The organism is Pseudomonas sp. (genome assembly GCF_050739655.1).
Classification (GTDB): domain Bacteria; phylum Pseudomonadota; class Gammaproteobacteria; order Pseudomonadales; family Pseudomonadaceae; genus Aquipseudomonas.
In genome coordinates this window covers 17,912-31,146 of the sequence record NZ_JBOIBY010000111.1, presented here as the reverse complement: position 1 = coordinate 31,146, position 13,235 = coordinate 17,912, and the positions used below count along the sequence as shown (strand labels likewise).

The following is a 13,235-nucleotide window of genomic DNA, read 5'->3' as shown; positions in this document are numbered from 1 at the left end:
CATAGGAGTCGAGGGTAATGGAAAGCAGCCAAATGGAAGGGGCGCGCTATCCCGCAGCCCTTGTCGACTGGGCCGGCCATCACTCGGGGGGAGTGAAGCGGCTTTTAGACAACGAAAGCGGCCAGCCCAACAAACTATTGTTAAGGACAAGCCTTCTGGCTCGACTCCAAGACTGGACCGAAAGGCTTCCGGTCAATAGCACGAGCATCCCGAGGATTATTCTTCTGGTTGGCGGACCAGGTAATGGAAAAACCGAAGCGATCGAGTCCACTATTCACTGGCTAGACACGAGCCTAGGCTGCGGGGGACGGCTCATCGAAGAGCTGTCAAAGGCGTTTCATCCATCCGCCGGATTCAAAGTCCCACGAATAGTAAGCGTCGATGCTGGAAGCCTTTCAAGATTCGATAATAGCCTGAGCTTGGATATAGTTCAGGACGCGACTTCGACAGCTGGTCACGAGGGCAGCACTGCACCAGCACTCCTTATCGAGGAGCTCGGCAGGCTTCTGGATGGGCCACCATCCCAAGCTTATCTATGCTGCGTTAACCGGGGCGTCCTCGACGATGCATTGATCCATGCTATCGACAATAATCTGGAAAAACCGCGCGCCATCCTCGAAGCTGTTACGAGGGCTGTAAGCCTGGCGTACGATGCCCCTTCATGCTGGCCACTTGAAGGTTTCCCATCGATTGCAGTCTGGCCAATGGATGCAGAGTCCCTACTAGTCAAGCCTGACGATGAGACTTCGGCGCCAGCGGAAATCCTCATCGGCCAAGCCACTGCTTCCGAAATGTGGCCCGTAAAGGGAGCATGTCCAGCGGGCGAAAAATGCCCCTTCTGTACCAGCCAGGTCATCTTAGCCAGAGACGAGCACCGAACTGCGCTACTAAAGATTCTTCGCTGGTATGAGCTAGCCAGCGGCAAGCGTTGGAGCTTCCGTGACCTCTTCTCCCTGACCTCGTACTTGTTGGCTGGTCACCACCCTGTAGTTCATGATTCAGCAAGGCACACGCACCAATCAACACCTTGCCAATGGGCCGAGAACCTCGTCGAACTTGACCACAAAGCAGCAGGCACAAAAAAGCACAACCGGCAAACACTCACTGCAATTTTCCACCTGGCAACTTCAAGCTACCAACATGCACTGTTCCATCGTTGGGACAAAGACGCAGCGATCTCGCTCCGCCGTGATCTCAGGGACCTAGAGCTCGAGAAGGAGCTAGATGCCGAAGCAGGGCGAACCCTGATGGGGCTTGTGCATTTTCTCGCAGAAAGAAAGACACATTACTTACCGGCTACAATTGCGCCATTGCTGGAAGGCCTCGTCGAGACCTTAGACCCAGCATTCGCAAGTCCCGACAGTCAGGTCGCCGTAAGTAGCCAAAGCATGATTAGCCTCGGCGACCTCGACATTCGCTTTAGTCGCTCCCTCGCCGGCGGAATAGAGTTCATCCGCAAATATAAAGTGTTATCGCGAAACGAGACTGAGCTACTCAAGCGACTTTCCAATGCAGACGAAATGCTTTCTATGCCAATTGTAAGAAGAAGGAGACCCGTCGCAGCCAGTCGTGTTCAACATTTACTTCGCGACTTTGCTTGCCGCCTAGTCCGCAGAAGCATTTGTACCCGAACGGCAGTAGTTGCAGATTTCAAGATCCTGCAGGCTTTCCAGCTGGTCGTCGAAGAGAATGACAAGCACCAGCTTTACGAGGTTGTACAGCAAGTGAAGGGCCTGCTGAATACCGGTCAGGAATTCGAGGTATCGCTAACAACCACATTCGGACAACCACTTCCACCCAAGCAACGTCAGGCGACATTGGTTGTGCCTCTACGCCAGGTCAGGATGCTGCCACAGAACACTCCAGGACGACCTCGCCCCCCAATCTGTTACCTCGGGGTCGGCCATATGCAATCGGCGCAGCCAATCCCTCTTACCTACGACTTGTTTAAGGCAGTAAAGGAGCTAGAGAGAGGGCTATCCCCTGCCTCTCTCCCTCGTACGGTCTTGGCCCTATTGGATACAACAAAAGCTCGTCTTTCTGGCTCCATTGTCCGGGATGAGGAACTTCTTGAGCATGCCAAAATTCGTATCGGGTCAGATGGCACTGTAGTAGCTCGCTCATGGGATGGCTTAGTCGCGAGCAAGGAGGATGTAGTATGAGCCTTATGGAGTTCAAGCAAGCACCTTGGCGCTTCTCCAATAGCATTTATCAGAAGTCGGCTCTAGCTATGAGCCCTGCGCCGGAATACGCAAGTTCAGAGGTCCTGCTGGCCTCGCTCTATCGGACGATAGGCTTTGAATCAGCAAGCGAAGGCAGCGTGCCACAGGCGGGACGTGATTTAGATAGGCGCATACAGAAACTTCGAGAAAAGAGCCAACTGCCGCCAAGTGGAGCGGTGATAGGCGTGGATACCTGGCATACCGTGCTTCACGGGATACTAGAGAGCCCGAAACTTCCTAACCAATCCTCTAAACGCTTTGTGCAGGTTACTCCTCTGGTACCAGGAGCAGCGATTTTCTCCGGCTCCGCTCGTCTAAGTAGCAACTCCTGGCCTGCCGGTAGCTTGATACGCCGCATGGTCTGCCTGGGTTCAAAGGATCAGGAATCAGCGCAGACCCTTTGGAAGCATCTCTTTGACTCTCTAAGTGTCAATGATAAAGACGACTTCTTCGCCCGCTGGCTTGAGCAGGAGACATCGGCGTGGAATCAAGGCGCAGGCACATGGTCTCTAGCGCGGATTCCAGAAGAGGAAGCGACAACACTGGCGACTTCCGACTTTCAGGAAATTCACTTCCTGCCAGCCAGACGATTTGCCAAGGACCTGCAAGCCATCATCCAGGCGAAAGACTCCATGACTCGTCGGCAATGGACTAGTTTATTAGAGGCTGTGTTGCGTCTCGGAGCAGTCTCCCATGTGACATGGTTATGTGACGTCCACGCAAGGATTTGGAGCCGTCTATCCGCAGCACTTACCGAAGGCGCGGCGCCTAACGAGCAAGAGATAAGGATCGCAATTTTCCCTGAGGCTCCGCAATACATGGCTTACGGCGGAAAAGCCCTTCAAGGTATCAAAGACAAGGTTTCCAGCTACCTGAACGCCAGGCTGGGGATCAATACACTCCTTTGGTCACTCAAGCAAATAGGAGCCCCCTACGAGGGAGACTTCTCCTCAAGTAAAGGAATTGCCGCACTTTGCCAGCATATCCAAAACCATAGAAATGCTCTCCTTCGCGCAGGGACTCTCGAAACCATTATCGATGTACGCGAGCAAGAAGCTCGCGCATTGTTATGCAGGAAAGGTATCGGCTCGAACCTGCTGGAGTTCGCCAGGCACGCGCTAGGGCAACGCCAGACTGCAGTCCCGTTGCTCAGGGGATACGACCAGGGATATATCCTCAAGAAGAAAGGAAGCAGTCCATCCAGTCCATGGATCGTATCCCTTGGACCTGTAGCTGTGTTGGCTCTAGTCCATTGCGCCCTCGCCGGGATGGGTGGACCTCGCTCAATCCATAGACTAGGACTACATCTCGAAGCCTACGGAGTTACCGTAGACAAACACGAAATTGCCAGGAATGACTTGGGGCACCAACTAAGGATGCTCGGTCTTGTGCTCGATAGCCCAGATGCCGAGAGCGGCATGCTGCTATTGCCACCGTTCCACACGAGCCAAGTCCTTCAGGAATACGAACATGAATAAACTCGCAAACTGGCTCGCATCAATTGTCCGTGAAAAAGCTTTGGGTGCAACACAGGGGCTTAGCGGCAAGAAATTTGAGTACCGGCTGATTTTCCGCGGCCCCCCCCTCGAGATTCTCGAGCAAGTCTACGAGGAGCTCGCTCGTGAGGGGGGAATTCAAGTCATGTCTGGAATAGATGGCAGTATGGTGACTCTACCAGTACTGCTCCAGTACCCCCCCGACCAGATGAATAGCCATAAGCTTCGTATCGGGGAGTCTGGCAAATGCGATAACGACCACTTGCTGGATGTACGAAATGATCCAAATAATTCCAGCTTCGTAGCCCTAGTTCCTGCGGGCCAGCACAACAACCTTTCGATCGAGTCTTCTAGTGACGTATTCGGCATGAGTGTCGATCTCGAAAAATGGTGGGACGACGGTTTTGTGCAGCAATCCGTAAATGAGGCGTTACTCGTTGCAGGAATCGTAGATTCACAGAGAGACGATGCGAAGCAATTAATCCGTGCAGCAGCAAGTTCCATCGACGAAGTGGATCCAGAACACGCCAACCACACAGCTTCATGGCGCATGCTATCTCGCATATTTTCGATAGACACCACCCACCTAAATCTCTCATCTGGAAATGCGCTTGCCCTGGCATGCGGTCTCCCTCCAATGGCAGACAATGGGATCTCGTCCAAGGCACAGCTCTCCGTCATAGCTAACATTGCAGATGAGCTCGCTGATGGATTCAAGACTGGTATTGAACGCCTAGCCCAGGGCGCCCCTGACGACATCGCTCAAGCTCTTCGAGAGTTGCTCCACCACCTTCAAGCTAACTGTGAGGTCCCTACTGCCTTTGAACGTGCGACCCAGGCTTTTTATTTGCCGGGGAAAGCCCTAGCGCTAACGTCGCCACCCCTTTGGTGGACGCTGCTAACTATAGAGCAATGGACTGATCTGCTTGCCGAAGAGCCCGATGAAGTCATCGGAGAGATCAGCATTCGATGCACGAATAGTATTATTCCCGCAACCAAGGGCTTACCAGCGATCGTGCGTGACAAGGTGGAGCTTGCCATCTCTACGAGCGAAAGCGGTCAACCAGAAGAGTTTCTACTGACAGGGGGCTCCTATGGTAAGGCGCCAACTCCGTTACAAGCATCCTCTAGCGGAATTAACGAACATACAGACTTTCTCCCTCCCGCACATAAGACACCCTTAACTTATAAGGTCACCTCTACGGGGTGCAAGCCTGCAAGTGTCCGGGTCATTTCCTTAATGAACTGGAAGCCAGGGATACTGGTAACCTGCAGGCTAGCGACAAAACTGTCACCGCCTAAGAAACCCAGTAAAAAGACTGCAGCGATGGACTGGGAGACATCCCTTTCGCTGCCTGGTTCGGGACGATATGAACTGCGTCTCCACTTATCGCCAGGAGCAACCATTGGCAACGTGGAGGGCATGCCAGACGATGCTACTGAACTAGAAGGACAGCAACAATCCATCGACGCGCGCCTCGTTGGAGAGGATGAATATCTAGTAGAAGTTGAGGCTGACGGTAAGTATCAGCTAGATATAGCCTTCAACCTCTTGGGCGAGACCTCCCCTCAGACCTGCAGAGTTTACCTTGCTTGCGATGAAGCAAAGGAGGAAGGCTGCCGGAGCGAGTTCGAGCGTCTAATCAAGCTAAACCGCCGACATCTTGAAAAATTCGACACAAAGGCCGTCGTCCATCTGGACCGGAATGCGCGTGCTTCAAGCTTGCAGTCTTGGATACTTGAGGAGCAGAACGTAGCCAAATCGTTCAGACCCCTAGTGATCGCAGATGACTACGTATCTAGTTGGGTTCCACCCAACTGGAATACCGCTAATGGCCCCATTCTCTCGCAAGGTCGCTTTCTGCATGACCCGCGCCCCAATATCCTGAGTTTCCAGCCACCAAAAGGATTCGTGGAAACTCGCCAAGAGATTGCAAAATACATACGAGGCGATGACCAGTCGGGACTCATCGAGTCTGCGACTCTAGGAGCCTGGCTCTCAGAGGATACTGAGTTTCGCGTACTCGCCGAAACTTATCTCGATGCTTACATGTCTTGGCTCGAAACCGATCCGGACATTGCTTGTTGGATAGATACCGTTGCGGTCTGCGCGCTAGAACAAGACGGACGTACCCTGAGTAGAACTCCAGACGCCATCATCCTTTCCCCCCTTCATCCATTGCGACTTGCATGGCATTGTCTTGCCCAGAAAGTCCTACGAGATGAGGTGGAAGGCGACTCACCCTTACCTTGTCCGGCGGCAAGTATCCTTGACCCAGATTGTGTTCCCGACCTTTTGACCATCTCTCTACAGTCTCCAAGTGGCGTAGAGCGTATTGATTTTCTGTCCGTCGAATGTAGCTCGGACTATTGGTCCGTTCTCTGGAACGGCTCTCGTCTTGGACAGTTACCAGCCCGTACCCGTCGCCCCCCATTCGACAATACCTTCGGCATAACTGTCGGTGGTATCTCAAGTGGATTCAGTCCAGCACAGGTTTCGCGCGCACTCGACGATGTAACCAACCTACTTGCAGCAAAGCCCATTATCAGTCTAGTAGTGTCTAGCGCAGGTGGTACCACTGATGCCTGCAACGAAGGTTTGACCAATTGGTGTACAAAGCGGTTCGGTAACGAAGGCGCGAACACACCGATGCAAAGCGTCGGTGCGAAGATTTTGGAAGTTTTCGATACTAGGCTTTCAGGAAGGCCTGACCAGGCCACGATCGCAAACCTCTCCGAAGACACCGATAACCACGTTCGCTGGTATGACAAACAACCTTTAGGCGCCACGCCGGATCTAGGCATCATTGCGCAATTGGATTCGGCAGAACCTGGGTCCAAGGATGTAGCCATGCTCTCACCGATGGGCGTTGGCGGCCTAATCAGGCATAGGGTCAGGCGTCAGCTTCAAGGCTCATTCCTGAGTGAATCCCGTCAAGGCTTGCGGATGCCTCCCTCTGGCGAACGATTCGCCGACAAGGTGTCAGCATGCATGCTTATGGTCGAAAGGATGAGGGACAGTAAAGTAGGCCTGCAGTTCTCGCCCAGCGTCCACGCAGTTTCAGACATGCTTAAGGAAAATAGCGCTGGTTACGTTGCAGTCTCATCTTCTGCAATTGACCCTGCTTGTTTTTTGGGTGGATGGATCGAAGGCACTTACCTATGGGACTACGATCTCCCCTCGTACTCCCATCGCGCAGGCGATACCAGCGGTTACTACCTCTTGTCGCAGGTGAAGCAAGCCGATCGTGATGCCTTACGCCGTGTACTAAAGCCCCTTCCAGGGTGCGACAACTTAGACGACACCAAGGTCGAGCAGATTCTTCTAGAAGTCGCTAAAAGAGGAATCCCCACCGTTCGCGGCCTCTCTGGAGACGATACGGGCGCTACAGGCGACCTAGGACTATTCCTAGCGGCCCGACTCCTTCAAGACCAGTTCCGCGGCGAAAGAAACCTTAATAGCTTATTACCAGTACTTGCGGGCTCGGCAAAAGAAACCACAATCGCAATAATCGTTCCTGTCGACCCATTCAGAGGTTATCTTGCCGACCTTGCGCGCTCCCTCGGAAAGGAGCGCAAAGAAACCTCCCTTTCACGTCCCGACTTGCTTGTCGTCGGCGTGCGAATCAGTAGCGACAAAGTCCACTTACATCTGACACCCATAGAGGTCAAGTGCCGCCAAGGAAGCGTATTCACAGCCATCGATTCCGGCGAAGCCCTTTCTCAAGCCAGAACACTCTCAAAGCTTTTGCAAGCCATCGAAGAGCGCGCCGACAAATCTCTGGCATGGAGCCTGGCCTACCAACATCTACTACTCTCGATGATTGGCTTCGGCTTACGAGTCTACAGTCAGCATCAAGCGGCAGAGGGACAAGCTACCCGCTGGGCTGGATACCACGAACGAATCGCTGCAGCGATCCTCGACCCTAACTCGAGACCTAGCCTAGACTTGCGCGGACGACTTATCGTCGTCGACGGATCAAGCCTGAGCGGCCCACATAATCGTGATGGCGACAATTTCGATGAGACGATTGTCATTTCAAGTAAGGATGCAGGTCGTATCGTACTCGACAATGATCCACAGTCATTCTACGACGCCGTGCGTGCCAAGGTGGGTGATTGGGGACTATTGCCCCCCCTGCTAACCCAGATTACTAGCTCGCCTCCTTTCGAAAGTCCTGCAGCGGAAAGCGAACAGTCAGAAGACCCTTCGATAATTTCAACCAGCTTACCCGTAACGCAGTTAATCGACGAGGAAACACCCTTGGGTAAGTCAAATGGGGAAATCGCTCCTAACGACTCAGGTAGCGGGATAATCCTTTCCGTGGGGAAAACAGTCGATGGTTTCGAGCCAAGACAGCTAAACCTGAACATATCCGATACTCGGCTCAACCAATTGAACATCGGTGTGGCAGGTGATCTCGGCACAGGTAAAACCCAATTTCTCAAATCGCTTATCCTCCAAATATCTCGTGCCAGCGACGCGAACCGTGGGATAAAGCCGCGTTTCTTGATCTTCGACTATAAGAGCGATTTTAGTAGCCCGGATTTCGTAAAGGCCACAGGGGCAAAGGTAGTAAAACCCCATCACCTGCCCCTGAACCTCTTCGATACCACCGGCATGGGGGAATCTTCAGCTCCATGGTTAGATAGGTTCCGGTTTTTCGCAGATGTCCTCGACAAGGTGTATTCGGGCATAGGCCCTGTGCAGCGAGACAAACTCAAAGCAGCTGTCCGTAACGCCTACGAGGCGGCTAATGCTCAAAACCGCCAGCCTACGATCTACGACATCCACGCAGAGTACAGAGAAATACTTGGCGGGAAGTCGGACGCGCCGATGGCAATCATTGACGATCTGGTGGACATGGAGGTATTTGCAAAGACCAAAGGGGAAACAAAACCTTTCGACGAATTCTTCGATGGCGTCGTGGTGATATCCCTGAGCTCCATGGGACAAGATGACCGAAGCAAGAACATGCTCGTCGCCATCTTATTAAACATGTTTTACGAGAACATGCTCAAGGTGCCCAAACGAGCTTTTACAGGCACCGACCCACAGCTCAGAGCGATCGACTCCTACCTATTGGTGGACGAAGCCGACAATATCATGCGCTACGAATTCGACGTTCTACGCAAGCTGTTGCTACAAGGGCGGGAGTTCGGTACTGGCGTGATACTAGCATCGCAATTCCTGAGGCACTTTAAGGTCGGAGCGACCGACTACAGGGAGCCCTTACTTTCCTGGTTCATACACAAGGTACCTAACATCACTCCTGCTGAACTGGGAGTCCTCGGCTTTACATCCGATCTTGCTGAACTATCGGAGCGTGTGAAGACATTACCTAATCATCACTGCCTCTATAAGTCTTTCGACGTTTCAGGGGAGGTAATTCGCGGTTTACCTTTCTATGAACTGGTAAAGGAGGGAAATGAAAGCCCAGCCTAGGAGCTCTCGACATGGAGGTCGGATATGACCGACTTCCTCTCCCCTAAAGAGCGGTCAGAGAGGATGGCCCAAATCAAGGGGAAAAACACACGCCCTGAAATAGCACTGCGCAAGGTGCTCCATAGTCTCGGTCTGCGCTACCGTCTGAATGGGTCGGGCTTGCCGGGCAAGCCCGACCTTGTATTTCCCCGGTACAAGGCAGTGGTTTTTGTCCACGGATGCTTCTGGCACCGGCATTCCAACTGCAGTATCGCCACGACACCGAAAAGCAACACAGCATTTTGGGTTGAAAAATTCGAGAAGAATGTCGCCCGCGATGACCGGGTGACAAAGCTCCTTAAGGCGGCAGGCTGGAAAGTATTCGTCATCTGGGAATGCGAGGTTGGGTCAGCCAAAAAGGCAAACGCAGCAGGAGAGCTGCTAGCAAACCTGATACGCGGGTAATTGCACTGACTTGACCAGCCATTTGCATCGGACTTGACCAGCACGCTTCGTAACCATGACCGGCAGACAACGGCCGATTCTGTTGAAAAAGTCGGTCTGCCCAAACTGCCTGATCATTGATTGGTGAAAATGCCTTTTCTGCACGCTGCCACATGAAATCCGAGTCCGGAAGCCTCTGCCAAAAGTAAAGATTTCAATCTCGGACGCGTACTTTTCTGATGCGTAAACCATGGCCGACTTTTTCAACAGAATCGGCCAAAAGGAGCCAATCGAAGGTGTCTAGGAAATGAGTGGCGATTCAGTCCGCTGCTTCTTTAGCCTCCCCTTTTGGCCTGCTCCGGCAGAGGCACGGGCGGCCCTCACGGCGGCTGAGTCGAGGGGCGAAATGTTTTGCGCGCCTCAAGCTCGCGTTCCTCTAAAATCAAGCTACCAGCGGACGCTTTTGTGCATGTGGAAAGATCCTTCGCTGGGTTTCACCAATAATTGCGCTGAAAACATTTTCCTTCGAATACGGATGCATAAGATGTTTCATAAAATCGCTCAGTCTGGAAATGGATGTACCTCTGTAATAATTGATATACCCGCTGAAAGCTACATAAAGCTTGTGGAAAGAATTTACGAGGATGAGCAGGGTGGACTCCCGGGTCAACGAGCTGCTCTTAAGACAAAAACGGCGAAGATAATTCGTGAAAGGATGGTAGCGGATATATCGAAAGGCGCCTCATTACCACCATTGGTGGTCGGGGTTCTGGTTGAGTCAGAGGATTACGGTGCGCAGACCGGTCGCCTAAACAGTAGGGAGGATATGCTAGCTTTGGTTGATGGCGTAGATCTTTCGAGGTTATCGATTATCGATGGTATGCAGCGAACCACTGCTATCCTAGAGGCCTCGCGAGAATCTGGCTTTGCTGGCGTTAGTGATTTGCGTGTCGAGTTTTGGATCTCGGATAGCGCTAATAATTTGATTTACAGAATGCTGGTACTGAATACGGGACAGGTTCCATGGGATATAGCGCGACAGCTCGAGGCTATCTATAGGCCCCTTCTAGAAAAAGTGGAGAGTTCAGTTGCTGGCACAATTAAATTTCTGTCGAAGGACTCTGGGCGTCGATCAGGACTTTCGGCCAGCGAATACGAATCTGAGGACGTCGTAGAGCTTCTTCTAATTTTTTCTTCGAGGAAGCGGGAGCTCAACCTTAAGGATCGGATCGCCCAGGACTTTGTCCGGTTGGATATGATTGAGTCTTCGTCGCACGTCGATGTGATGCGGTACTTTAGTGAAGCTATTTTACTTCTTAGTAAATTGAACTTTGCCTTCTCTACTTTCGAGGCAGAGTCAGCTCTAAGTGAAACGTTGAAGCGGTACTCAAGCGGCAAAGAGGTTTTCCGAGCGTTCCCGCCAAAAGCGGGGTTCGTCTCAGCGCTCGCAATATATCTTTTCGGTAAGCCTGGTACAGAGACCGATTGGGATGCCGTACCTGAAAAATTTGAATTGGTAAAAATCAATCTTGAGCGTCTTATTGATTCCATTCAAGATGCGACAACGCCGGATGAGAAGGAAGAGGTGCTCTGTCTTGAGGACTTGGAGGAGAGGGTCACTGCACATCGAGTGGCAGCATCTCAGGTTGGGCGTTTCGAACGAGAATATTTTGAAAAAGCTTTCAGTGCTCTTTTTGAAGATGGGGAGGTTCTTCGGAATTTCAAAGCATGCTGGTACGCATATTGATATGGGCATTCAGTGGAATTCTTACATATCTGCTGCTACCAGCAAGCTGTCTCGACTGGCATTTGCAGAAGCGGATATTGAACTTGGTACCACTCCAGTGTCGGCTAAGCGAATGCAAGCGGCAGGTTTGCTTGAGCATTTAAATTTCGACGTTGCTCGCCCGGTTGTTATAGGTGATAGGGGGCTATTGGTCCCTTTGTTCGCGAATAACGAGCGTTACGTTGTTTTGTATCGATTAGATCGCGGCGACGCCTTGGCGCAAAGGATGACTGAGCCCTGCCAAGAGCGCGATGTGGATGCTTGCGAATATGTCGATGCGTTCTTCTTCTTTTTAGTTAAGGAGCTTGATATTCCGTTGCCGCCGAGCGTTACGAAGGATGACGTTGGGGCGCGTATCAGCAAGGGAAAAAATGGTGCGCTAATTGATTTTGATGACGTCGTCAATTTCCATGGTTCTTTCTTTGCATGGAAAATTGGAGAATCTACATCTTACGCAGACTTTGTAAATCTGCTGACGTGGCAGGAAGATGGGCAACATTACATAGGGTTTACTGACGATAACCCAGCGTATGGGATTGATCGCATCAAGAGCGCTATACTTGGTATCGAGGTGCTCGATTTACGACAACTTTGTCGCGCTGTCGTTAGCCCAATCGCTATCGCTACTGATAAAAAAATTCATCAGGCGGCCGTGATTTTGCCGATGCCGGACCAGCTTGGTAAAGCGCTGATGAGTATTTCGCCAAGCAGAGACGAGTTGGTATTCGGTCCGGGTGGCGGGATCTGTTTTAAATTTATGCGGGATGGCAGTGAGTTCTTAGCTTTATCTCTAAGGAATTTCTATGATTTTGAAATTGGATCTGTTTTAAGTGCCTTAACAGAAATAGGGGTCAATGAAGTAGATTTTGAGTATGCGCACTTCTTGTCATTCGTGTTTACTCATGGGCAGTATCTTGATGTTTCTAGGGAGCGCTTGTCTCACCCGGAAGAGCTTGAGAACAGACTCGACGTCAAGGAAACATTCTCTTGTACGCTGGAAGATATAGCCTCGGCGTATGAGGATGTTCGTGTATTTGAACTAAGTCAAGCGTCCGTTTCGTCGCTATTCGCTGTCCTTTGCCATTTGGCGGCGCGGTTCAAAACTGCGCGATCGCCCTTTGTTCCTGTCGAAATAATTGATGTTACTCGGCGTCTACTGCTGCTTCACAACGCTCCGTACGAAAACATATACTTGTCTCTTTCGGCAAGTCATTGGAAGCACGCGTTTATTGAGATATATCGAGTAGTTGAAGGGCTCTACTATTTTGGTTGGATGCACGGGATCAAGCAGACCTTTGGCGGTAATTATGCAGAGTACGATCTTTATTTAACGCTTCAGGATCAGCTTTCTTGGAGATATAAGGAGAGAGCGTCTATTGCTAAGTTGTTTGAAATTGTGCCAAGAGATGTGCTGGCGGCCCATGATCCTGTAGGTATCAAGTCGTTGAGTGGTCGCTTTGAAAAGCAGACGGATATTGCGGTTATGAACAGGTTCGCTCACTTGATTTATTCGATTCGCAACTCTAATGTGCATCAAGGGGAGTCCGAAGATGGCCCGCCTATAGAGGTCAGCGCTGATTGCTGGCCCAAACTGACATACTGCTTATTTTTGATTGTTGAGCATCTTTATTCCGTCCACCAGGCAGGCATGCCAGGGCCTCCCACATCACAAGCGTCAGGTTCGCCTAAGCTTGCTTAAGCGTCGCCCAATTTTTGAAGCTGGTGCCATCCAGTGAAGAGTCGGGCCTCACTTTTTCTTCAGCGTCATGATTTAGGTACTTTTCAGACCGTGGTCACTGTCAGGGGGCGCCTACTTCCTTACGTGCTAACAAGTCAAATCACGTTGATCAGAGAATCTCGAC

Annotated in this window: 6 protein-coding genes; all 6 read left to right on the top strand. The window is 51.5% G+C overall.

Annotated features, from left to right (window positions below):
• Nucleotides 1–17 precede the first annotated feature (17 nt).
• The 6 genes from ACRESJ_RS06020 to ACRESJ_RS05995 all read left to right on the top strand — a co-directional run bounded on the left by ACRESJ_RS06020 (nt 18) and on the right by ACRESJ_RS05995 (nt 13,072).
• A complete protein-coding gene (locus ACRESJ_RS06020) occupies nt 18–2,162 on the top strand; it encodes a hypothetical protein (protein WP_431757092.1) in 2,145 nt (714 codons plus the stop codon).
• The gene (locus ACRESJ_RS06015; protein ID WP_431757091.1) at nt 2,159–3,700 is read left to right on the top strand and encodes a hypothetical protein; all 1,542 of its coding nucleotides are present in this window, start codon (nt 2,159–2,161) and stop codon (nt 3,698–3,700) included. The genes ACRESJ_RS06020 and ACRESJ_RS06015 overlap by 4 nt, the downstream gene beginning before the upstream one ends.
• Nucleotides 3,693–9,164 (top strand): ATP-binding protein, encoded by a 5,472-nt coding sequence (locus ACRESJ_RS06010; protein ID WP_431757090.1) that lies wholly within the window; start codon nt 3,693–3,695, stop codon nt 9,162–9,164. The genes ACRESJ_RS06015 and ACRESJ_RS06010 overlap by 8 nt, the downstream gene beginning before the upstream one ends.
• A gap of 24 nt (nt 9,165–9,188) precedes the next feature.
• Nucleotides 9,189–9,608: a very short patch repair endonuclease gene (locus ACRESJ_RS06005; RefSeq protein ID WP_431757089.1), complete on the top strand. Its 420-nt coding sequence runs from the start codon at nt 9,189–9,191 to the stop codon at nt 9,606–9,608.
• A gap of 523 nt (nt 9,609–10,131) precedes the next feature.
• Entirely contained in the window at nt 10,132–11,334 is a 1,203-nt protein-coding gene (locus tag ACRESJ_RS06000) for a hypothetical protein (RefSeq protein ID WP_431757088.1), read from the top strand.
• Entirely contained in the window at nt 11,258–13,072 is a 1,815-nt protein-coding gene (locus ACRESJ_RS05995) for a hypothetical protein (RefSeq protein ID WP_431757087.1), read from the top strand. The genes ACRESJ_RS06000 and ACRESJ_RS05995 overlap by 77 nt, the downstream gene beginning before the upstream one ends.
• Nucleotides 13,073–13,235 lie beyond the last annotated feature (163 nt).